The sequence below is a fragment of the Microbacterium thalli genome, from assembly GCF_028737325.1.
In the GTDB taxonomy this organism is placed as follows: Bacteria; Actinomycetota; Actinomycetes; order Actinomycetales; family Microbacteriaceae; genus Microbacterium; species Microbacterium thalli.
Genome location: NZ_JAQZCH010000001.1, coordinates 196,016 through 218,111 on the forward strand (window position 1 = coordinate 196,016; position 22,096 = coordinate 218,111).

23 protein-coding genes, 1 tRNA gene and 1 pseudogene are annotated in these 22,096 nt (G+C 69.0%); 4 read left to right on the forward strand and 21 right to left on the reverse strand.

Features of this window, described 5'->3' with window-relative positions:
• Positions 1-71 precede the first annotated feature (71 nt).
• The 17 genes and pseudogenes from ccsB to PUW82_RS01130 form a co-directional block, all read right to left on the reverse strand.
• Complete coding sequence (ccsB, locus tag PUW82_RS01050) at positions 72-1,073, reverse strand: c-type cytochrome biogenesis protein CcsB (RefSeq protein WP_274220501.1); 1,002 nt, start codon at positions 1,071-1,073, stop codon at positions 72-74.
• A 176-nt stretch (positions 1,074-1,249) separates the two neighbouring features.
• Positions 1,250-2,857 (reverse strand): apolipoprotein N-acyltransferase, encoded by a 1,608-nt coding sequence (lnt, locus tag PUW82_RS01055; RefSeq protein WP_269268796.1) that lies wholly within the window; start codon positions 2,855-2,857, stop codon positions 1,250-1,252.
• A 54-nt stretch (positions 2,858-2,911) separates the two neighbouring features.
• On the reverse strand, positions 2,912-3,850 hold the full coding sequence (locus PUW82_RS01060; protein ID WP_274220502.1) for a cytochrome c oxidase assembly protein: 939 nt from the start codon (positions 3,848-3,850) through the stop codon (positions 2,912-2,914).
• Positions 3,847-5,526 carry a cytochrome c biogenesis protein ResB gene (resB, locus tag PUW82_RS01065; protein ID WP_114587697.1) on the reverse strand — a complete coding sequence of 560 codons (1,680 nt, stop codon included), beginning with the start codon at positions 5,524-5,526 and terminating at the stop codon, positions 3,847-3,849. Before resB ends, PUW82_RS01060 begins: the two co-directional genes overlap by 4 nt.
• Positions 5,507-6,280, reverse strand: coding sequence for a cytochrome c biogenesis CcdA family protein (locus tag PUW82_RS01070; RefSeq protein WP_114587698.1), 774 nt, complete (start codon positions 6,278-6,280; stop codon positions 5,507-5,509). Before PUW82_RS01070 ends, resB begins: the two co-directional genes overlap by 20 nt.
• Positions 6,277-6,873 carry a TlpA family protein disulfide reductase gene (locus tag PUW82_RS01075; RefSeq protein WP_114587699.1) on the reverse strand — a complete coding sequence of 199 codons (597 nt, stop codon included), beginning with the start codon at positions 6,871-6,873 and terminating at the stop codon, positions 6,277-6,279. The genes PUW82_RS01070 and PUW82_RS01075 overlap by 4 nt, the downstream gene beginning before the upstream one ends.
• Complete coding sequence (locus PUW82_RS01080) at positions 6,870-7,187, reverse strand: DUF6804 family protein (RefSeq protein WP_114587711.1); 318 nt, start codon at positions 7,185-7,187, stop codon at positions 6,870-6,872. The genes PUW82_RS01075 and PUW82_RS01080 overlap by 4 nt, the downstream gene beginning before the upstream one ends.
• A gap of 14 nt (positions 7,188-7,201) precedes the next feature.
• Complete coding sequence (locus tag PUW82_RS01085; RefSeq protein ID WP_274220503.1) at positions 7,202-7,684, reverse strand: signal peptidase II; 483 nt, start codon at positions 7,682-7,684, stop codon at positions 7,202-7,204.
• A 64-nt stretch (positions 7,685-7,748) separates the two neighbouring features.
• Positions 7,749-7,901 carry a TFIIB-type zinc ribbon-containing protein gene (locus PUW82_RS01090; RefSeq protein WP_210006405.1) on the reverse strand — a complete coding sequence of 51 codons (153 nt, stop codon included), beginning with the start codon at positions 7,899-7,901 and terminating at the stop codon, positions 7,749-7,751.
• A 42-nt stretch (positions 7,902-7,943) separates the two neighbouring features.
• Positions 7,944-8,660, reverse strand: coding sequence for a copper resistance CopC family protein (locus PUW82_RS01095; RefSeq protein ID WP_274220504.1), 717 nt, complete (start codon positions 8,658-8,660; stop codon positions 7,944-7,946).
• A 13-nt stretch (positions 8,661-8,673) separates the two neighbouring features.
• Complete coding sequence (locus tag PUW82_RS01100; RefSeq protein ID WP_240309648.1) at positions 8,674-9,666, reverse strand: flavin-containing monooxygenase; 993 nt, start codon at positions 9,664-9,666, stop codon at positions 8,674-8,676.
• A 26-nt stretch (positions 9,667-9,692) separates the two neighbouring features.
• The gene (locus tag PUW82_RS01105; protein WP_114587702.1) at positions 9,693-10,361 is read right to left on the reverse strand and encodes a DsbA family protein; all 669 of its coding nucleotides are present in this window, start codon (positions 10,359-10,361) and stop codon (positions 9,693-9,695) included.
• 88 nt (positions 10,362-10,449) lie between these two features.
• Positions 10,450-10,896, reverse strand: a complete 447-nt coding sequence (locus PUW82_RS01110) for a hypothetical protein (RefSeq protein WP_162815388.1) — start codon at positions 10,894-10,896, stop codon at positions 10,450-10,452.
• Between the two features lie 208 nt (positions 10,897-11,104).
• The gene (gene phoA, locus PUW82_RS01115) at positions 11,105-12,985 is read right to left on the reverse strand and encodes an alkaline phosphatase (RefSeq protein ID WP_269268770.1); all 1,881 of its coding nucleotides are present in this window, start codon (positions 12,983-12,985) and stop codon (positions 11,105-11,107) included.
• A 354-nt stretch (positions 12,986-13,339) separates the two neighbouring features.
• Positions 13,340-13,642: pseudogene (locus PUW82_RS01120) on the reverse strand (Dyp-type peroxidase); the annotation flags it as partial.
• A 312-nt stretch (positions 13,643-13,954) separates the two neighbouring features.
• On the reverse strand, positions 13,955-14,161 hold the full coding sequence (locus tag PUW82_RS01125) for a hypothetical protein (protein WP_274220505.1): 207 nt from the start codon (positions 14,159-14,161) through the stop codon (positions 13,955-13,957).
• 110 nt (positions 14,162-14,271) lie between these two features.
• Positions 14,272-14,362: transfer RNA gene (locus tag PUW82_RS01130), tRNA-Ser, on the reverse strand.
• A 71-nt stretch (positions 14,363-14,433) separates the two neighbouring features.
• On the opposite strand from PUW82_RS01130, the gene PUW82_RS01135 reads away from it, so the two are divergent.
• The gene (locus PUW82_RS01135; RefSeq protein WP_274220506.1) at positions 14,434-15,807 is read left to right on the forward strand and encodes an MFS transporter; all 1,374 of its coding nucleotides are present in this window, start codon (positions 14,434-14,436) and stop codon (positions 15,805-15,807) included.
• A 38-nt stretch (positions 15,808-15,845) separates the two neighbouring features.
• Here PUW82_RS01135 and PUW82_RS01140 read toward each other — a convergent pair whose 3' ends face one another.
• A complete protein-coding gene (locus tag PUW82_RS01140; protein ID WP_274220507.1) occupies positions 15,846-16,697 on the reverse strand; it encodes a helix-turn-helix transcriptional regulator in 852 nt (283 codons plus the stop codon).
• A 100-nt stretch (positions 16,698-16,797) separates the two neighbouring features.
• Between PUW82_RS01140 and PUW82_RS01145 the strand changes: the two genes are divergently transcribed.
• The 3 genes from PUW82_RS01145 to radA all read left to right on the forward strand — a co-directional run bounded on the left by PUW82_RS01145 (position 16,798) and on the right by radA (position 20,095).
• Complete coding sequence (locus PUW82_RS01145; protein WP_274220508.1) at positions 16,798-17,565, forward strand: SDR family oxidoreductase; 768 nt, start codon at positions 16,798-16,800, stop codon at positions 17,563-17,565.
• Positions 17,566-17,654: 89 nt separating this feature from the next.
• On the forward strand, positions 17,655-18,611 hold the full coding sequence (locus PUW82_RS01150) for an L-lactate dehydrogenase (RefSeq protein WP_274220509.1): 957 nt from the start codon (positions 17,655-17,657) through the stop codon (positions 18,609-18,611).
• 116 nt (positions 18,612-18,727) lie between these two features.
• Positions 18,728-20,095 (forward strand): DNA repair protein RadA, encoded by a 1,368-nt coding sequence (gene radA, locus PUW82_RS01155; RefSeq protein ID WP_274220510.1) that lies wholly within the window; start codon positions 18,728-18,730, stop codon positions 20,093-20,095.
• A 69-nt stretch (positions 20,096-20,164) separates the two neighbouring features.
• On the opposite strand, the gene PUW82_RS01160 is transcribed toward radA, so the two are convergent.
• From PUW82_RS01160 to PUW82_RS01170, 3 genes are all read right to left on the reverse strand, one after another.
• A complete protein-coding gene (locus PUW82_RS01160) occupies positions 20,165-20,572 on the reverse strand; it encodes a dehydrogenase (protein ID WP_274220511.1) in 408 nt (135 codons plus the stop codon).
• Between the two features lie 278 nt (positions 20,573-20,850).
• The gene (locus tag PUW82_RS01165) at positions 20,851-21,525 is read right to left on the reverse strand and encodes a hypothetical protein (protein ID WP_274220512.1); all 675 of its coding nucleotides are present in this window, start codon (positions 21,523-21,525) and stop codon (positions 20,851-20,853) included.
• A 45-nt stretch (positions 21,526-21,570) separates the two neighbouring features.
• Positions 21,571-22,083 (reverse strand): amino-acid N-acetyltransferase, encoded by a 513-nt coding sequence (locus tag PUW82_RS01170; protein WP_274220513.1) that lies wholly within the window; start codon positions 22,081-22,083, stop codon positions 21,571-21,573.
• Positions 22,084-22,096: the final 13 nt, after the last annotated feature.

A 22,096-nucleotide genomic window follows, 5' to 3' on the forward strand; every position in this document is an offset into this window, starting at 1 on the left:
CGTCCTGGTCGGTGGTACGGGTGGCTGTCGGGGTCACGGCGGGCTTTCGGCTCTTGCGGGGTGGACGGGGGTCAGCTCAGGCCGGAGTAGGCGTGGAGTCCCTTGAAGAACATGTTGACGATGGTGAAGTTGAACAGCACCGTGACGAACCCGATTATGGACAGCCAGGCCGAACGGGTGCCGCGCCAGCCCCGGGTCGCGCGAGCGTGGATATACCCGGCGTAGAGCACCCAGATCACAAAGGTCCACACCTCCTTGGTGTCGAACCCCCAATAGCGTCCCCAGGAATCGTTTGCCCAGATCGCGCCGGCGATCAGCGTGAAGGTCCAGAACACGAATCCGACGATCACGAACCGATACGCGAGGGACTCAAGTACCTCCGCAGTGGGCAGAGTCGCCAGGAACCGGGGGCCGGCCGCACGTGCGTCCTCTCGGGACGCCACAGTGGTGCGGCGCTCCCGGCGGGCCTGCAGCAACTGGGTGACGGCGAGGCCGCAGGCAATCGCGAACAGCGCGGTGGCCAGCGACGCGACGAACACGTGGATGACCAGCCAGACACTCTTGAGCGGATCCATCAACGGGACGACCTCGACGTAGAACGTGATCGTCGCCCCGCCCAGCAGCAGCACCACCATGCCGATCAGGAATGCGCCCAAGAAGCGGAGGTCATAGCGGCGCAGGACGACGAGATAAACGGCGACGATCAGGACCGTGCCGGTCAACGCGAACTCGTACATGTTCGCCCACGGCACGCGTTGTGCGGAAACTCCCCGCAGGATGGTGCCGGCCAGGTGGAACAGGAACGCGAGAACCGTCAGCACCGTCCCAATCCGCGCCCACAGCAGGCGTGACCGCTGGGACGGCGGAACCCGGATATCCCCCGGCGGGACGGGCACAGGTTCCCCCACCTCGGAGTGCGCGGCCACGCCGACCAGCGCAGGCGCTCTGGCGGGGACGGAGCGTTGGGCGAGGTCGATGGTGTATGCGATGAACGCGAGCAGGTAGGTGGCGATCGCCGTCCACACCAGCAGCAGCGAGATACCGTCGAGGGAGAGCGGGTCGGGTCCGGTCATGGCGGGGGTTTCCTCTTCATCATCAGGGGCGGTCCGGTCGTGTGGAGGGTCAGCCTGCGTTCACTTGCAACTAGACCAGCAAGTCCACGGCGGTGCCGTCGATGTACACCTCGAAGGGCTGATTGCAGCCGAGCGCATTGCCGGTGTTGCTTGGCTGCCGATCAGGCCGCCCCGGTCTATGTCGCATCCCGATCTCCGATCGCTCGGGCGGCCTGTGGGCCGCGTCGCTGCTTCGGCCGCCGGTCGCTGTGGTCCGCCGTGCCACGCAGACGGCCCCGGTGTAGGAGGCCAAGCGCGCCCAGAGCGACAATTACCGAGACAGGGAGCGTCCCGGTGACCCACGGGCCCACCACGACGGCCGGGGTGAGCCCGCTGCGCAGCGGAACGGTGGTGACCCGGTTGGCGGCGATGTCCACGCCGATGCTGTCGATGGTGGCGCCGTCTGGTGCGATGACCTGACTGGTGCCGACTGTGGAGACATTGACCACGGTGCGGCCGGTCTCGATAGCCCGCATCCGCGCGAAGGCGAGCTGCTGAATGTTCTCGTCGGTGCCGCGGAAGTCGGCGTTGTTGGTCTGGAACACATACAGCTGCGCGCCGGCGCGGGCGCTGTCCCAAATCACGGTGTCGTAGATCACGTCGAAGCAGATCGCCAGCCCCACCCCGACGTTCCCGACCTTCATCAAGGGCGGGTTAGTGCCGGGGGTGTATTCGCGTTGGATGAGGCCGACAAGGTCGGGGGCAAGGAGCTCGTAGAACCACCGGTCGGGCACGTACTCGCCGAACGGGACCGGGTTGACCTTGTCGTGCCATTGCCGGTCCGCGGGATCCGCGGACCACAGCAGCGAGGTGTTGAACACGTCCGCGCCTCGTGTGGTGGCGGCGTTCACGAGCAGCGGCGCACCCGCGTCTCGCACCAGCCGGTCCAGCACCGCGGCGGTGGCGGAAGCTGTGAGGGGATCGGAGTCGACGGAGCCCTCGGGCCACACAATGAGGTCCATCGGCTGCCCCATCAGCGGCTCGGTGGTGGTGGTCTGCGCGGCGAGCATGTCGCCGGGGAGGCGGTCGTCGAAGTAGCCGGCGGGGCCGTTACCCTGCACCCATCCGACGGTGAACGTGCCGGCATCCGTAGTGGGGAACTGCGGAACCGCGACGAGGAGCAGCACACCAGCCGCGGTCGAGAAGGCACCGCGCGGAAAGCGAATGCCGCCTGCGCGGAGCCACTGCAGGAGCGCGGCACAAACGGCCGCGAGGAAGAAGGATAGCCCGGTGACACCAGTCCATGACGCAAGTTGCGGCAGGGGCCCCTCGACTTGGGTCATGCCCAGCCGCGCCCAAGGGAATCCCGAGTACGGCCATGCCCCCATCCCGACCTCGCGAGTCGCCCAGAGCCCGGCGACCAGCAGCGGAATCCCGACCAGCTGCCCTGGCCCTCGGGCGCGGAACCGCGCGGTCCACCGGTAGGCGAGGGTGATCGGGATAGCCCCGAGTCCGAACAGCACCGCTTCCAGGCCTGCCAGCGCAATCCATGGCACCGGGCCAAGGAACTCGCCCACCCAGACCAGGTGGGTGAAGTAGAACACGACTCCGAACATCGTGCCCACCAGCAGCGCGCCGCCGATGCTGCGGCCCATCAGGGTGGCAAGGGCGAGGACGACGCTGACGAAAGCGAGCGGCCACCACCCCAGCGGCGGCGACGCGAGATCCAACGCAAGCCCGGCGGCCGCGGCGACCGGCGTCGCCGCCCACAACGGCAGCAGCGGCCTCGAGTTGGGGTTGTCCATCGACGGACGTGCCGGGGCGGCGACAGTGAGGAGGGGCGTGGTGGGGGACATCCGTCAGGTGTCTTTCTGGCGGAGGGTGGCGAGGTAGGTGTTGTAGGCGTCCAACTCGGGGTCGCCGTGGGTGTCGGCGTACCGGGCGGCGGCGGCGTCTCGGGCAGTGTCGTCGCGGAACCACCGGTGCATGACGAACATCAGCATCAGTAGGGTGGGGGCCTCGCCGTAGGACCAGGCGAGCCCGCCCGCGACCCGCTGGTCTTCGATCGGGTCAATCCCCAGCGCCAGCGTAGGCGCGGCGAAGTGGTCCACGAGCAGGCTGGTGGCCATCATCAGGAACACGCCGAAGAACGCGTGTAGCGCGGCTTCGGCGAACACGTCGAGAGCGCGGCCGCCGTGGCTGAGCCGGACCGGCAGCGGGTCGGCGGAGAGCACCGGGATGGTGAACAGGATCCCCGCTACCAGGAACGCGATCTCGAGGGTGATGTGCCCTTGGGGGGTGACGAGGATGCGGTCGGCGAAGTCGGCGAGGTAGAGCCCGTAGAACGCAAGCAGATACAGCGGCAGCGCTACCCAGGGGCTCAGTGCCCACCGCGCGGCCCGGCTGCGCAGGCCGGCGTGGGCTGCGCGGAGGACGAACCGGCCGGCGCCGTGGTGCGGAGCGGCGCGCAGCAGCAGGGTGCCGGGGGAACCGAGTACGAGCAGCGGCGGGATCGCCATCATCAGGGAGAGTTGCTGGAACATGAACACCGACAGCAGCGCATACCCGTACGCTTCGACTCCGAGCCCGGTGACCGCCGCCAGGAGGAGGCACCCCAGCAGGAAACTGACGGTGCGCCACACGGGCCAGCGACGCCCCCGCGTCCACAGCCGGATCGCGCCGATCAGGTACCCGGCGGCCAGGAGCGCGGCGAGAGTGGGTAGGACCGGGAACGGCAGCGGCACGGGTGTCAGGAACCCGAGCAGGGTCGGCGGAGTGTCAGGAATCCACTCGTTCACCGCTCCCCCTCCGCGGTCTCGACCGCGTAGGCGGTCGCGTGCTGCGCGGCGAAGTCGGTGACGGCTCGGGAGAGGGCAGGATCCTCACCGCGGGCAAGTCCGGCGTACTCGACCTGCACACCCTCCGTGCTGAGCCGGGCCTTCACCCAGAGCCGGCGGCGCGGCACGAAAAGGCCGGCGAACAGCCCGAGGGTGGCGAGGATCGAGAACGCGAGCACCCAGCCGCTGCTGGGGTCGCGCTGGATCTGCAGCGACGCGAACCGCTTCACCGGATCGGTGTCGCCTGCGATCTCCCACGTGACCGTTCCCCATCCATTCGGCAGGTCCACCGTGTCGCCGAGGGTCAGTTCCAGGGAGTCGAGGCCGGTGTCGCCGCCGGTGTGCTGGGTGAGTCCGTTGACATCGAGCGTGTACACCGACCGGGGTGTGCCGTCGTCGATGCCGAGGTCCCCGCTGAACACGTTGAAGGTGATCACTGGGTTAATGACGTCGGGGTAGATCGAGGTGAACGCCCCGGAGGGCAGCACCCCTTGGGTGGGGTAGAAGAACCCGACCAGGCCGAGCTGCTCGGGCAGCCCGTCCGGGATCTTGATGATCCCCAGCGAGGTCATGTTGGAGTCCTGCGGCAGAAACGGTTGCGACTCGCTGAACACCACCTCCCCCGCCGCGTCACGGACGGTGAGGGTGGGGGCATACCCGTTGCCGAGCAGATAGATGCGGTCGCCTTGGACGGTGATCGGATAATTCACCACCACGCTCTGCGCCTGGTCGTCTTGTCCGGGCTGGCGGATCGTGACATCGGCGGCGAAGTCGCCGGCCTGCCCCGCGCCGGGGGTGCCGGGCAGTCGGTAGGAGACCTGGAAGTCATCGAGCGTGAGCGAGTAGGGAGCAAGGCCCGTGCCGTCGATGAATCGGCCGGGGTTGAATGAGGAGTAGTCGCTGAGCGCGTTGACGAACGTGGTGCCCTCCACCACGACCCGCTGCCCGGTGTATGCGAACGACCCGCCGACCGCGACGGAGACGAGCACACCGACCAGGGCGACGTGGAAGAGCAGGTTGCCGGTCTCGCGGAGGTAGCCGCGTTCGGCCGACACCGACACCCAGCCGCGGCCGTCGTACCGCTGCACCCGGTAGCCGGCCCGGCGCAGCTGCCGCTGAGCCACCCCGATCGCCTGTTCGACAGGGTCGGAAGCCTGGCCAGCGGGAAGGGTCGCCTCCTGGTAGTCGGAGAGGCGGGACAGGCGGGCGGGGGTACGCGGGGGCTGGGAGCGGAGCGCCTTGTAGTGGTGGCGGGCGCGGGGGATGACGCAGCCGATGAGGGAGGTGAACAGCAGGAGGTAGATCGCGGAGAACCACGGCGACAGGTACACGTCGAACAGGCCGACCGCGTCCGCGAGGGCGAAGACGTCAGGGTTGTCGCGTTCCCACTGGATTACACCGTTGGGGTCGGCGCTGCGCTGCGGGAACAGCGAGCCAGGGACGGCGGCGATCGCGAGGAACAGCAGCAGGACGATGGCGGTGCGCATGCTGGTCAGTTGCCGCCACGCCCACCGCAGCCACCCCGCCAGACCGAGCGCGGGCTGGATGATCTTGGGGCCGTCGGAGTCCGCGTGGTCTCCGGGACGAAGCGGGTCGATCGGGTTCTCCCTGGTGGTGTCAGAGCGGGAGGGGGACATTGATCACCACCTGTTGCAGGGCGGACATCAGCGCCGTCCATAACCCGGTCACCATGAGGAGTCCGAGGAGGACGAGCAGGCTGCCGCCGATGATGTTCAGGGCGCGGATGTGGCGGCGGAGAAACCCGACCGTGCGGGACGCCCACCCCCAGCCGAGGGCGAGCAGCAGGAACGGGATGCCTAATCCGAGCGAGTACGCCAGGCCGAGCAGCCCGGCGCGGGCGGGGTCGCCGAGGTTCCACGACATCGACAGGATCGCCGCAAGCGTGGGGCCGATGCAGGGGGTCCAGCCGACGCCGAGCGCGAACCCGAGCAGGGGCGCGCCGATCAGGCCGGCGCGACCCCGGATGCGGGGGCGGAGGGTGCGCTGGGAGATACCGAAGAACCCGATGAACACCAACCCGAGCAGGATGATCACGATCCCGAAGATGCGAGTGAGGATGTTCGCGTACTGCAGCAGCAGAAACCCGAACGTGCCGCCGAGGATCGTGACGGTGACGAACACCACCGTGAACCCGCCGATGAACAACGCCACCCCCACCAGCAGCCGCCTCCGCTCCCCCGCCGTGGTGCTCGCTCCAGCGGCCGACGTCGATGTGGGGCTGTGGGCGCTGGCGGCGCCGCCAAGGTAGCCAAGGTAGCCGGGAACCAGCGGTAGCACGCACGGGGAGACGAACGAGACCAGCCCGGCGAGCACGGCGAGAGGGAGCGCCACCCATAGCGCGCCGTCCACGACCACCGAACCGGGGTTCATGAGGACTCCGCCAGGGCGTCGTCAACGAGAGTGGACAGGATGGACGCGCTGGCCAGCTGCCCGATGACCCGTGCCGCAACCCGCCCGTCCCGGTCGAGCACGAGGGTGGTGGGGGTGGCTTGGATGGGGGTGACCTGCGCGAACGCAAGCTTGACGCGCCCGTCGTTGACGTCGATCACACTCGGGTAGGTGACGTTGTTGTCCCGCGCGAACGACAGGGCGGTGGCGGGCTGGTCGTAGGTGTTCACGCCCAGGAACGCGACGCCCTGATCCTGGTACTCCTGCCACACTTCCTCGAGCAGGGGCGCCTCGACGATGCATGGTCCGCACGCGGCGTACCAGAAGTTCACCACCAGCACCCCGCCCCGGTAGTCGTCGCTGGACACCGTCTCCCCGGTCTCGGTGACGCCCTCGAACACCACCGGCTCACCCCGGTCGGCGGTCGGGATCTCGACGACCTGGAAGTCGCCGGCGATGTAGCCCTTCTCGTTCCCGTCCCGGTACTGCTCGGCCAGGGTGTCGTTGCTGGTGCAGCCGGTGAGCGCGATGGCTGTCAGCAGCAGCGCAGCGATGAACGGCGTGGGGCGTCTCATGCGCGTTTGACCTTGATCATCGCCCCGGCGACCAGGAACACGATCGCGGCGACCGGTTGCGCGGCGGTCCAGACCGGCCCGTTGAACGGGAACGGGAATACCGGGTTCCACAGCACCGCGATCGACGCGAATACCGGCGCCCACCACCACTGCCGCGCCTGGATCGCGAACCAGCCGACAATGACGGCGAGGATCGCTGCCACGAACAGCGGCACCAGGTACCAGTCACCGCCCTGCAGCAGCGGTGCGAGGAATAGCACCGCTGCTGCGAGCAGGCTTGGTGCGAGAGCGTTGCGCTGGTACAGGGACGGCATCCGCTTGTTGTCGGTCACAGCCCACCCACCGAGGAGTTCGAGCCCAGGTGCGCGCTGGCGTCGCTACGGGTGGTGGCGCGGTGGCTGCCCCAGACCCCGATTGCCAGGATCAGCACTCCGATTCCGAGGGCGACGTCGGCGAGGTTGCCGATGAACCAATTCCCATAGGCGAGGAAGTCGGTCACGTATCCGCGTCCGAAGCCCGGTGGGGCGAGCAGCCGGTCGATCACGTTCCCGAGTGCGCCGCCCAGGATGAACCCGATGCCGGCGGCCCACCATTCGGTGCGGGCTCGCAGCGCAGCGATGAACAGCACCACGGTCGCGGCCACGCCGAGCAGGGTGAGCAGCCAGGTGGCTCCGGACCCTAGGCCGAGAATCGCGCCTGGGTTGAAGGCCAATTGCAGCCCCAACACGTCGCCCAACAGCGGGATGCGATCGGTCTCGCTCAGCTCGGACAGGGCCGCCGCTTTGCTGGCCTGGTCAATCAGCACCACCACGCCCGCGGTGACGCTAGCGACCGCGAACCGGCGGGCCTGGGCGGGTCTTCTGGGGGGTGCCGTGTCAGAAGCCGAAGAACTCACCGACGAATCCCTCCCGCTTGCGGCGGCTCGTGCGGCCATGCTGATCCCGCTCCCTGCCGTGCGGGCGGTAGTCGATCTCCACGCCGGATCGCTCGGTGATGAGCAGGTCGGTGGCGTCGACGGGGCATTTCATGATGTTCTCCTTCGGATGCAGGGGCTCGGCCCCGGCCCAGGTTCACGTGTCGATGGGACGGGGTGCCTGCCCCGTCTCATTTGGGTTCCCCGTTGCGGCGGCCGCCGCAGCAGCAGCAGCGCGGTCGCGGCGGCGGCGTTCCCTTCCCGCCATCAGCACGACCACCAGCGCACCTCCGAAGACGACCACGCCGCCGATCACAGCCATGACTGGCAGGAATTCCCCACCGCCGGAGGGGCCCGTGTGCACATCCGACCCGGCCGTGCCGGCGGTGGTGGCGGTCGGAGACGGTTCGGGGGTCTGCTCCGTCGTTGCCGTGGGGTTCGGTGTGCTGGTAGGGATGGTGGCGGGTTCCACCGTGTACGTGTACTGGTCGCTGATCGGGTGCCCGTCGCTGGAGACCACCCGCCACAGCACGGTGAACACGCCCGCAGAGGTCTCGGGTTCAAGCTCCTGAGTGACGGTGGTTCCGTCGACGACCGGTTCACCCTCAGCGATGTTCCGCCCGTCCGGGGAGGTCACCTCGATCACCACGGCGCTGGTCGCGGTAAGCAGCTCTCCACCGAAAGCGAGGGAGACCTCCGCCGGGGAGATGCCGACCGTCGAGCCGGATTCGGGAGTCGAGGAGATCAGATTGTCGTGCGCGGCGGCGGGGACCGCGCTGGCCAGCAGCAGTCCGCTGGCCGCGAGCAGCGCCGTCAGACCGGCGATAACGGGAGAAGCGGTTCTGCGAGACCAGGGTGTGGGTGTTCTCTTCATGGACGGTGCTCCTTCAGGGGCGGTGGATGATGTGGTGAGCAATTGTGGTGGCGTCCCGCCAGACACCGGCGATGGTGTCGGCGCCGCGGCCGCCGTACTGCGGCATGCCCGCGACGAACAGTCCCGGCATCCCGGTCAGGGTGCGCCTGGATGTGTCCTTGCGCGCCGCATCCGGGAGCCACCCGTCGCCGGGCAGGTAGCCGGTGGCGAGGATCACCGAACCGGGCTGGGCCTGGCTGCTATCTGAGAAGCTCACCGTCGTCCCGGCCGCGGAGGTGACCGCCGGGCGAAGGGTCACCCCGTCGCGGCGCAGCTGCTCGTAGCTATCGCCGAATACCGGCTCGGCGCGCCGCTCACGCGACAGCCATGACACGCTCTCCCCCGCCGCTGCCGTGTACCCGGCAGTCGGCCGGAGACGGCGGGGTGTCCGGACTGCAAGCGTCACCCTGTGCGACGCGGAGAACTCCCGGGCCAGCTGCACCCCGCTGTTGCCGCCGCCGACGATCAGCACATCACTCGTGGGAATCTGCCGCGGGTACAGGTAGTCGCTGCTGTGCAACACGACACCGGGAACGGTCAGTCCTGACGCCCACTTCGGCACCCGCGGATGCGCAGCGGCGCCGGTCGCGCACACCACGTTGCGGGTCTGCACCTCCCCCGCCGTGGTGGTCAGCAGCAACGTGGACCCGTTGCCGCGATGCTCCACGCCGACCGCACGGATGCCCCAGACCGTCTCTACGCGAAGCCCCGCCTCGACGAACGTGAGGTAGTCGATCATCTCGTCGACCCGGGGATGCCGCCGCTGATCCCCCGGCAATCGCCGCGTCGGCAAGCTGCTGTGCCGGGCATCGCTGAGCAGCATCATCGAATGCCACCGGGACGCCCACGACCGCTGACCTTCCGGCGCAGCGTCAATTACCACGAACTCGTGTTGCGGTCGCAGCCCTTTCGCGCTTAACGCGGCGGCCACGGCAAGACCGGCCTGCCCGGCGCCGACGATGATCACTCGCCGGTGCGACAACCCCGCGGGCATCAGGATTCGCCGTTCACCGCGGCCTGGATCGCGGCTTCCAGGTCACCCCACTCCTGCAGCTCCTGCAACTCGCCGTCGACGAAGAAAGTTGGCGTGCTGCCCACCCCGAGCGCGCGGCCCTCGTTGAAGTCCAGCTCCACTCGCTCTGCCGTGGCCGGGTCTGCGACCGCGGCATCATACGCTGCCATATCCAGCCCGAGTTCTTCGGCGAAGCTGCGGAACAGATCAGCGCGGGACTCTTGTGCCTCGCCCCACTCCGCCTGCGTCTCGAAAAGCCGGTGATACATGTCCTCGAAACGGTCCTGACCTGCAGCGGCCTCTGCCGCGATCGCCGCGTTCTTCGAGTTGAAGTGCCCGGGCAGCGGGAAGTAGCGGACCACGTATGTGATTTCCCCCGCGTACTGTCCCCTCAGGTCTTCGACGATCGGGTAGAACGCGCCACACGCCTCGCACTCGAAGTCGAGAAATTCCACCACGGTCACCGCCTCCGGGCCGCCGTCGTCGAGGACGTGGGAGCTCTCCCGGACCACTGACAGGGTCCCCGGGCCGGCGCCTCCCTCCGGCGGTGCGGCCGGACTCCGGTTGACGAGGGCATAGATGATTGCGGCTAGCACCAGCAGGGCGGCGACCGCGACGGCGATCAACGTCGCTTTGACAGGGGTTTTCATCGGGTACTCCGAACACTTCACACGGCACAGGACAGAACCCGGGCACAGCCCGGGACGAGCGCCGCCCAGACAGGCGGCGTGCCGGATTTCAGGTTCGGGAAAGACCCAACTGAGGAAGAGACAGAGCGCTCACACGCGGGCGAGCAGGAGAAGCAAGAAGCGACAAAGCGTGAAGCGGCTGCCACTCAGGCACAGAAGGAGGACGGGAGCGCCACATCAACCTCGCCAGCACCAAAAAGACGAGGCCACACAGTACGCCCAGAACACACAGAGCGACTCCTGCCAGCGCGTCAGGTTGGAGCGTTACCTCGGCAATCACCGAGACCTCCGAGTCCGGCGCGGCGGGGTCGATGTGCGGATCCACCAAAGCACTGATCACTAGGGGAACCGGCGCGGTTCCTTTACCTTCAAGATGGCTAGCCGCCGCGATCCCCATCATCAGAAGCAATGCCAAACCGACACTGGTAATGAAACGCATTATCAGCAGACGCTCACTCAGCATCACGGATCGCGGAGTCCGGGCCGAGGAGACCATCTCTTACAGCTTACCCGCGCGCGTGAATGTCAGTTGCGGTGTATGCGCCGGAAGCGGCGCGTGCGAACGACGGCGGCGGAGGCGGTTGGAGACGTTGGTGCGGGAGAGCTCCAGATCGCGGACAAGATCCGGGGCGCAGCCGGGGGCACACACCCGGATACGACGATGCCGGGAACCTCCCAATGAGGTTCCCGGCATCGCGAAGGGATCAGACCGTGCGGCGGCGACGGCGGGATGCCAGGTGAGCACCCAGGGTGACAGCCAGGAGGCCGGCGACGAAGAAGCCGATCGGGAGCGCCCCGCCCGTGCGGGCCAGGGGGTTGTTGGTGTTGCTGCTGCCACCGGCTGCTGCGGCACCGGTCTCGGTGGGCAGCGGCTCCGGCGTCGGGTTCGCCGGCGCGGCGTCCGTGACGGCGAACTGCGCGGTAAGAACCGTCCCGGTCTGGGCGCCGGTGAGGGTCACGGAGTGAGCACCCGCCTCCATCGGCGCGGTGACTTCGTAGGTCACGGTGCCGTTGAGAACATCCCGCGCGCCAAGGTCGACAGGCTCAGACGCCAAGGTGGCGTCGGTCTGCCAGTCCGCGTTGAGCCCAGCCGCGGTGACCGAGAAGGTGGCACCCGGCTGCACCTCTGCCGGCGCGGAGATCGTGGCGTTGGCCGACAGCGACGCAAGATTGCGCTCGAGGGCCAGGCCGTTTGCCGCCGTGAAGAACAGGTCGGTTTGATCGGTCAGCCCCACCACATTCGCAGCGCCGGGGCCGTAGCCGGCGATCCGCACCTGCGCTCCGGTGTGCTGCTGCGATCCGCCCTGGGCGGAGGTGCCGTACGCGACGATCATCTCCTGGCCATCTGCTGTGAGCAGGTGCGTGTTCAGGCCGGGAATCGGCGAGCCGACGATCTGGCTGGTGTGTGCGTGGTCTGCCGTGACGACGACGAGGGTGTCCTTGCGCTCCTGGGCGAAGGCGAGAGCGACCTGCACTGCTTCGTCAAGGTCGACCGTCTCGCCGATCTGCCCACACGCGTTGGCGGCGTGGTCCTGCTTATCGATGCTCGCGCCCTCAACCTGGAGGAAGAATCCGTCCTCGCCGTCCAGCAGGGAGATTGCCTTCTCCGTCAGCGATCCGAGCGAGAGGTCGCTCGCGAGACGGTCGGGGTTCTCCGTGCAGGCCACTGCGGCGGGCAGGGAACCACCCGAGGTGAGGTCGGTCGCCACGGGACCCTGCCAGCGGACGGGGAAGTTACCTTCGGTGAAGAGTCCCAGCAGGGGCTGATCCGCATCGGCGACGGTGACCGCATCGAGGCTCGCGGCGTCACCGACTAGCTGGAAACCGCGGGCTTCCGCCTGCTCGAAAAGGGTCTTTCCCTCCCACGGGCCGGCCTTGGCGGTCTGCTCGAAGGAAGCCGAACCGCCGCCGAGCGTCACGTCGGGACGCACGTTGAGCATCTGCTCGCTGATGGACCCGAGGCCGCCGTTCTCCAACGCCTCGGAAGCGCAGCGCTGGCTGGTCTCGTTGGGACCATAGCAACCACGCGCGGAGATGTGCGCGACCTGGGCGCCGGGGGTGGCGTCCTGGATCTCCGAGGTGGAGACGTTCCCTGTCTTCATTCCGTTCGCGCGAGCGATCTCCAGGAGAGTGGCCTGCGGCGCGTTGGCGACGTCGACGCTGAGGCGGCCGTTGACGGTCTTGGTGCCGGTAGACCACGCACTCGCGGTCGAGGCCGACTCGGGCGCATAGTTCGGCGCACCCGTATCCGTCAGGGCGTAGGTCGTGTACTGGCCGGTCAACGGCAGAGCGTCGATACCAGCGAACTCACCTGCAGCGCCCTCGGCGTAGTTACGGGCAATCGTGATCTCGCTGTCGCCCATCCCGTCGCCGATGAGCAGGATGACGTTCTTTGCGGGGCCGTCAACAATGGAGTCCCGCAGCAACTGGGTCATGTCGCCGTCGTTGCGGGTGGCTCCGCCGTTCTCAGTAAGGTCATCAGCCATCGCTGAGGCGGGCAACGCGCTCATCGAGACGAAGCCAACCATGGTCACAGTGGCGCCCAACGCAGCGATGACGCGCCGTCGGCGAATGAACGATTTCATGCGGGGGAAGCCTCTCGAGTAAAACGCGCCGCATGGGACGGGACGCGTGGACCAATACAGAAAACCTGCCGTGTCGGGCCGTGGGCTGGCTCGTGAGTGAACACCCGATGAAACATCGAGCTCAGCAGACTCGATCGTGGCGAAGAGTCGGACGCAGCATCTGGGTGAGACCCACAGAAGACGGAGTGTGAGTGGCCCGGGTGGGCGGCACTTCCGTGCGCGCTCACCCGGGCCGGTCACCTTCGGCGCACCACCACCTCTGGCGACCGTGGGACGTCGGGAGGGAAAGGTGACGCCCCACCTGCCTGCACCTCAGAAGCGATGCGGCAGCTTTTCGTCCCGGCGTTTGCCGGTTCAGTTCAAAAGTGTGTCCCCGATGTATCCGCCTTCGGCGCAGCCAGGTGGGATGGCGAAGACCGCAGAACCGATCGGGACGGTCCACTCGTTGAGGAGGTCGAGTTCGTCGAGGCGTTTCTGCAGCGGAGTGAACTGGGTGTCGACGTCGGCTTGGAAGGACACGAAAATCAGGCCCGAGTCGGACACGGACCCGTTTCCAGGTGGGATGTCGTAGTTGTATGCGCGGCGGAAGATCCGTTGACGGCCATCTTCGAACCGGGCTCGGCGCATGTGGGAGAACTCCGGGATCACCGGGAACCCAGGTATCGACTCACGTTTCTGGTAGCGCTTCCGAACGACCGGCGCACGGTATGCCAAGAACGATCGTTTCTGGCACGTTGCCACAACTGCGTCGTCGTGGCTCTCGCGCCGATTGGTGCGACTGGGAATCGACCCAAGGTCAGCGCACCTGGCACCTTGGATACATGCGCTCGACGAGGCCCTCCCCCGTTCCGACGGCCCGCTGCTGCGCGCAGAGCTTGCAGAGCTGAGACGATACGAAGATCACGGCAGCGACCTGCACTAGGCATCTTCTTGCGGGCATGCGGGCATGATCGCCCCCGTGCTGTGGTCCTAGCGCCCTGGCCGAGGCGGGAGGAGGTCGACACACTCGCCCCGCAATGGAGTGAGGATGGCTTCTGCAGCGCGCTCAAGCTGCTCGACCTGCTGGCCCTCCAGGAGGTCGAACACGCGGGTGCGGATCTGCGCGGCATACCCAGGCTCCACCTCATTCACGAGAAGCGCTCCGGCCTGGTTCGATTCAGTGGCGGAGTCGATCACCTCCGGCTCCTGCCCAATCGGTCCACGGCCTCAACTTCAGATGTGCACCAAAAGTGCACCACGCACGCCTCACAGATGCAGAAAACCCCCGGATAACCGGGGGTTTTCACTGGCGGTGACGGTGGGATTTGAACCCACGGTAGGGGGTTACCCTACACAACTTTTCGAGAGTTGCACCTTCGGCCGCTCGGACACGTCACCGCCGACCAGTTTACGACATCCGAGGGGATGCTGCGAACCACGGTGTCCGCGGCCGGGCGTAACGTGGCCTCGTGACGCGATCATCGGCCCCGCAGACAGCACTCATCATCGCGATCGCGTCGCTGGCGTCATCCGTCGCGTTCCTCGACAGCACCGTCGTGAACGTCGCTCTGCCGGCTATCGAACGCGAACTCGGCGGCGGACTGGCGACGCAGCAGTGGACGGTCGACGCGTACCTGCTCACGCTGTCGTCACTCATCCTGCTCGCGGGCTCGGTCAGCGACGCTTACGGCCGACTGCTCGTGCTGCGCATCGGATTGATCGGATTCGGCGTCGCCTCGATCGCCGTCGGTCTCGCCGGCGATCCCCTGTTCCTCATCATCGCTCGGGCCGTCCAAGGCGCGGCGGGCGCGTTCCTCGTGCCGAGTTCCCTCGCCCTCATCACCTCACTGCTCTCCGGGCACGAGCGGTCCCGTGCCATCGGCACGTGGACCGCCTTCACGACGGGCGCGACGCTCGTCGGCCCATTGCTCGGCGGCATCTTCGTCGACCTGCTGTCGTGGCGCTACGCCTTCCTCATCAACGTCATCCCGGTCGCCGTGACGCTGTGGCTCGTCACGCGACTGTCCGTTCGCGACGAACGCCGAGCCGACGCGGGCATCGACGTCCTCGGTGCGGCGATGTGCACGGCGGGTCTCGGCGGCATGGTCTTCGCGCTCATCGAGCAGCCGAACCTCGGCTGGTCCTCCCCCGCGATCTGGATGCCGCTGGCCGCGGGTGCCGCGCTGTTCGCGGCGTTCCTGGTGCGGCAGCGCACGGCGCGGCATCCGATCCTCCCCCTCGACCTGTTCCGCGCTCGCAACTACTGGACCGGCAACCTCAGCACGCTGTTCGTGTACGCCGCACTCTCGCTCAACGGCTTCGTCGTCGGCGTCTACCTGCAGGAGGGCGCGGGGCTCAGCGCCACGCTGGCGGGGCTCGCGTCCCTGCCGACGACGGTGCTGCTCATCGCGCTCAGTCCGTGGGCGGGGTCTCTCGCCGAGCGTCTCGGCGGGCGCCTGTTCATGACCGTCGGCCCCCTCGTCATGGCGGGTGGCGCGCTGATGCTGCTGCTCGTGGGTGAGGACTTCGACTACTGGTGGCAGGTGCTGCCCGGGCTGCTCGTCTTCGGTCTGGGACTGGCGGCGACCGTGTCGCCGCTCACCGCGACGATCCTCGGCGCGATCGACGCCGACCGCTCGGGCATCGCCTCGGCGGTCAACAACGCCGTCGCCCGCGTCGCGGGGCTCGTGGTCATCGCGTTCCTCGCCCCGATCGTCGGCGGCACCCTCGACCTCGGAGGGTTCCACCGCGCCGCCATCGTCACCGCGGCACTGATGGCGCTGGGCGGACTCATCGCCTTCGCCGGCATCCGTCGCGTCCCCGAGCCGACGCCCGCCTCCTGAGCCCCGCCCGGCACCGCCCGCGGAACCCGCCGCGGGGCTCAGCCCGGATGACGCTCCGCGGCGAGCGGGCCGAGCACCGCCAGCATCCGCAGCTTCTCGGCGCCCGGGCTGCCCGGCTGCGGGGTCAGGGTGAGCAGTGCCTGCGAGCGGTCCTCGGTGAACAGCACCTGGCAGTCCACCTCGATCTCGCCGACGGCGGGATGCAGCAGCACCTTGTGGTCGGCGAAGCGCTCGGCGACCTCTTCGAGGTCCCACAGCCGGGCGAACTCCGCGCTGCCCGCGCGCAGCTCGGCGATCAGCCGCGCCGCGCGTGATGCCGGCCCGGTCCGCCCCGCGACGACCCGCAGATTCGCGACGATCGCTCGGCTCTGACGATCGTGGTCCGACGCCGGGTACACCGCGCGCTCGGTCTCGGGACGCATGAACCAGCACCACGCACCGCTGCGCTCGGGTCCCGTGAGCGACTCGCGGGGACCGAACAGCGCCCGGGCGAGGTCGTTCTGCGCGAGCGTCTCGTCGAGCTCCGAGACCACGAGCGCGGGGATGTCGTCCAAGCGGTCGAGCACACGCTGCAGCGCCGGCGCGACGTGGTCCGCCGATCCCGACACCTCGGGCGGCGTGTGCCCGGCCAGGCGGTGCAGGTGGTCGCGCTCGGCGCGTGAGAGCCGCAGCGCCCGCGTCAGCGATGCGAGCATCTGCGGGCTGGGCTGCGGCCCGCGCTCTTGCTCGAGCCGGGTGTAGTAGTCGACGCTCATGAGCGCGAGCTGCGCGACCTCTTCCCGACGCAGACCCGCCACCCGGCGGCGCACGCCCCCGGGCAGACCGACGTCCTCCGGGCGCAGGCGCTCACGGCGAGCGCGCAGGAAGCTGGCGAGAGCGGGTCTGTCCACGCCCCCATCATGGCGGGACCGTGGCGGCGGAACCAGGGACCGCCGATCCCCCGATGAGCGCTGCCTGGAGCGGATCGGATGCCGCGACGAGAGTCGTCGCATGAACATCACCGATCGCACCATCTTCATCCCCGGAGCCACGAGCGGCATCGGACGCGCCCTCGCCCTCGCGTTCGCCGAACGCGGCAACACCGTCATCGTCGGCGGCCGCCGCACCGAGCTGATCGACGAGCTGCGCCGGTCGCACCCCGCGATCGACGGGGTCGTCATCGACGTCGCGGACGCGGCATCCGTCCAGCGCGCCGCCGACGAGGTGCTCGCCCGGCACCCCGACCTCGACACCGTCGTGGCGATGGCGGGCATCATGGCGGCGGAGGACTGGACCAGCCCCGCCGGGTTCCTGGCGAGCGCGGAGCGCACCGTCGAGACGAACCTGCTCGGACCCATCCGCCTCATCGGGGCCTTCATCGAGCATCTGCTGACGCGACCCGACGCCACCATCGTCACCGTGTCGTCGGGGCTCGCGTTCACGCCGTTGCGCGTGACCCCGAGCTACAACGCGACGAAGGCCGCGATCCACATGCTCAGCGAGTCGCTGCGTCTGCAGTACGCCGGCACGTCGGTCGACATCGTCGAGCTCGTGCCTCCCGCGGTGCAGACCGACCTGCTGCCCGGCCACGCCGACAACCCGCAGGCGCAGCCGCTCGACGCGTTCGTCGCCGAGGTGATGGGAATCCTCGAGCGCGACCCCGACGTGCGCGAGGTGCTCGTCGACCGTGTTCGGTTCCTGCGCCACGGCGAGGCACGGGGCGACTACGACGAGGTCGTGCGCGTGGTCAACGCGACCGATCCGCACGGTTCGCACTGACCCCGTGACGGAGCGTGCGTCGGACGCATCCGGCACACGCTCCGTCGGCGCTCTGGTGGCGCATAAGCGGTGCCTGCCAGACTGTCAGCATGAGCGCGATCGAGAACTCCAAACTGACCGTCGTCGGCGCGGGTGCCGTCGGATCCAGCGTCGCCTACGCGTCCCTGATCCGTGGGTCGGCCCGTCACGTGGCCCTGTACGACATCGCCACCGAGAAGGCTGAAGCCGAGGTGCTCGACCTCGCGCACGGCGCGCAGTTCACCGGCTCGAGCGACATCATCGGCGGCTCCGACATCTCCGTGGCCGCGGGGTCGCACGTCGTCGTGATCACGGCGGGCGCGAAGCAGAAGCCGGGTCAGACCCGCACCGAGCTCGCCGGCGTGAACGCGAACATCATCGCCTCGATGATGCCGCAGCTGCTCGAGGTCGCCCCCGACGCCACGTACGTCATCGTCACGAACCCCTGCGACGTCCTCACGGTCCTCGCGCAGGAGGCGACCGGCCTGCCCGCCGAGCGCATCTTCGCGTCGGGCACGGTGCTCGACACGTCGCGCCTGCGCTGGAAGATCGCCCGCCGCGCAGGCGTCTCGATCTCGAGCGTGCACGCCTACATCGTGGGCGAGCACGGCGACACCGAGTTCCCGCTGTGGTCGCACGCGACGATCGGCACGGTCCCGATCCTCGACTGGGTGCCCCTCGACGGCCAGCCCAAGTTCACCGCCGACGAGCTCGACCAGATCGCCGTCGACGTCCGTGACGCCGCGTACAAGGTCATCCAGGGCAAGGGTGCGACCAACTACGCGATCGGCCTGTCGAGCGCGCGCATCGTCGAGGCGATCCTCCGCGACGAGGATGCCGTGCTCCCCGTCTCCACGGTGCTGCACGACTTCCACGGCGTGGACGGCATGGCCCTGTCGGTCCCGTCGGTGGTCAACCGCCGCGGCGCGTTCCCGGTGCGCGAAGTCGAGTTCTCCGAGCGCGAGCTCGAGTTGTTCCAGCACTCCGCGAGCGCGTTGAGCGAGGTCGCGGCATCCCTGCGCCCCTGATCGACCGCGGCGCTGCCACGTCCTGACACACGTCGGCTGTATCCGGTCCGTCGAGGTGTGCAGCCGCGCGTGCCGGCGCGGCGAGGGATGTCGGTGGTCCGACCTAACCTGGACGCATGGCTTCCCGTCGCCCCTCCCCCACTACGGCCTTCCGCTGCACGGAGTGCGGCTGGACGACCGCCAAGTGGGTCGGCCGGTGCGGTGAGTGCCAGCAGTGGGGCACGGTCGTCGAGGCCGCGACGCAGACCGGCATCACGACGAGCGTCACGGCGGTCAGCCCCGGTGCCGCACGGGCGGCGCGCCCCATCACCGAGATCGACACGAGCGAGGCGCCGCGCCGGTCGAGCGGCGTCGGCGAGTTCGACCGCGTGCTCGGTGGGGGCGTCGTGCCTGGCGCGGCGATCCTGCTGTCGGGAGAGCCCGGCGTCGGCAAGTCCACCCTGCTGCTCGAGGTCGCGGCCCAGTCGGCCCGATCGGGACGCCGCGTCCTGTACGTCAGCGCCGAGGAGTCGCTGGGGCAGGTGCGCCTGCGCGCCGAGCGCACCGGTGCCCTGCATGACGCGCTGTACCTCGCGAGCGAGACCGACCTCGCGACGGTCCTCGGCCACATCGACGACGTGCAGCCCGAGTTGCTGATCGTCGACTCCGTGCAGACCGTGTCGTCCTCGCTGTCGGACGGCGTCGCCGGACAACCGAGCCAAGTGCGCGAGGTCGCGTCGACGCTCATCCGCGTCGCGAAAGAGCGGAACCTCCCCGTGCTGATCGTCGGGCATGTCACGAAGGACGGCTCGATCGCCGGTCCGCGCGTGCTCGAGCATCTGGTCGACGTCGTGTGCCAGTTCGAGGGCGATCGCCAGACGTCCCTGCGCTTCGTCCGAGCACTGAAGAACCGCTTCGGGCCCACCGACGAGGTCGGATGCTTCGACATGACCGGCGACGGCATCGCCGAGGTCCCCGACCCGAGCGCCCTCTTCCTCGGTCACGGCGACCCGGTGCCCGGCACGTGCGTGACGATCGCGCTCGAGGGGCGCCGCGCCCTGCCGGTCGAGGTGCAGGCTCTGACGCTGAAGACCGGCGCGCCCAATCCCCGGCGGGTCGTCAGCGGCGTCGACAGCGCCCGCGTCGCGATGATCCTCGCGGTGCTCGAGAAGCGCGGCGTCGCGGTCACGAGCGATCAGGACGTCTACGTCTCGACGGTGGGCGGCGTGCGGCTGGTCGAACCGGCCGCCGACCTCGCCATCGCGATCGCGATCGCCGGCGCCGTCGGTGACCGCGCGGTCTCTCGGCAGGTCGCCGCGTTCGGCGAACTCAGCCTCGCCGGCGAGATCCGACCCGTGACCCAGTCGGCGCAGCGCCAGTCCGAGGCGAAGCGCATGGGGTACCGCGCGGTCGTCGACGCGTCGTCGCGAACCATCGGCGGGGCCATGCGCGATCTGCAGGTGCGCCAGCCCCCGGCATCCCGCGAAGACGCCCCCGACTTCTGACCCCGAGGTCGGAGCGGCGACGCCGCCTCACCCCGCGAGGCCGCACCCCGCCGCGCTGCGCCGCGGGGGTCAGGCGTCGAGCGCGGCGATCAGGTCGGCGGGTGCGGCCTGCATCGGGTGCGGGCCGGCGATGTCGAAGAACACCGTCGTGATGGCGGCCTCGTGGGCGCCGAGGAAGGCGCGCAGGCCGGCGGGCGACTGCAGGGCGACGTGCGCGGGCAGCGCCTCGGGCTTGTGCGCGGCGTCGCTGAACAGCAGCAGCGCGAGGTCACCGGTGTTGGGGTCGCGGTAGGTCCAGATCTCGCCGACGTCGCGCGGGTCGTCGCGGTTCCCGGGGCGCATGAGCGGCACCACGGTCGGCCCGTGGCGCAGCGCGAAGGCGAGGGCGGCCATGTCCTGCGTCTGCAGCGCGTCGGCCAGTTGCGGGTTGCGGAACTCGGGCAGGGGGTTCTTCGCTCCGCGCTTCTTTCCGGCCATCACCTCAGCCTAGAAGACGGCGAGCGCCCGGGGAACGAGAAGGGGCCCTCTCGGATTCTCCATTGGGGACTGAAGAAATCGAGAGGGCCCATCGCTCACCAGAGGTGGGGATCCGTGGTCGTTGCACTGGGGGGTTTCACGACACCCGCTGTGGGGGACAGCGGTGGGCCTCCGGGAGCTGACTCCAGCGTACGGGCGGCAGGGAGGCCTGTCGCCCTCGGCCCGGTGAGAAAAGTCTCACGCGAGCCGGCGACCCGCGACGCGCCGCACCGACGCGCTCAGCGCAGGACGAACTGACGGTCCTGCTGAGCGGCGAGGCCACCGATCTCGACGGCGAGGTTGAAGTATCCGGCGGGGGCAGCGGGGCGGTCGCTTCCGCAGCTGTCGACGGAGGACCGGGTGCGATCCCACGTGATCGGCGTCACGCTCGACACCGTCTGGCCGGGATCGATCTGCACGACCTGGTCGCTCGACTCGCTCTGACAATCGGTCGAGCGCCACCACACGTCGGGGCCGCTCGAGACCGTCAGCTTCTGCGTCGCGGTGCCGACGTTGAGCAGGCACGGCGCGTCGCCCGCGTTCGTCAGCGAGATCGACAGCTGCGGCAGCTCGCCCGCACCATAGGCATCCTTGTCGGTCACGGCCGACACCTGCACCGACTGGGCCGAGCACGGCTCGACCTCCGCGTCCTCCTCGGCGGGCGGACTGTCGGATGCCGCGGGCTCGGCCGCCTCGGCGGACGGCGTTGCCGACGGCGATGCGGGCGCCGACGCGGCATCCGTCGTCTCCGTTAGGGCCGGGGTCGGTCCGCCCTGCGCGGCGGCGCCCTCCCAAGGTCGCCACAGGGCGAGGACGATCGCAGCGACGATCAGCAGCACGACGAGCAGCACCGCCAGGCGTCGCCGACGGTAGACCGCGGGCGAGAGGCGGCGTCGGGGCGGCGTGTCGGTCATGACTAAAGGGTAGGCGGATGCCTCGGCACGGCCGGGTCGGCACGCCTACAGGTGCTTGAGCATGCGGGTGTTGCCCAGGGTGTTGGGCTTGACGTGGGCGAGGTCGAGGAATTCCGCGATGCCCTCGTCGGGGCTGCGCAGCAGCTGCGAGTACACGTCGGCGTCGACGACCTGCTCGCCGATGACCTCGAACCCGCGCCGAGCGAAGAAGTCCACCTCGAAGGTGAGGCAGAACAGCCGCGACAGGCCGAGCGCCCGGGCGCCCTCTTCGAGCCGGTCGACGATCGCGCCGCCCACGCCGCGGTGCAGCCACGCGTCGGTGACGATGAGGGTGCGCACCTCGCCCAGGTCCTCCCACATGACGTGGAGGGCGCCGCAGCCGACGAGCTGACCGTCGGCCTCGGCGACGACGAACTCCTGCACCGACTCGAACAGCACGACGAGATCTTTGCCGAGCAGGATCCGACGCTGCACCCACGGCTCGAGCATCTCGCGGATGCCGCGCACGTCATCGGCCCGGGCGGGACGGACGATGAACTCGGCAGCGGGGGAACTCACGGCTCCACGATAG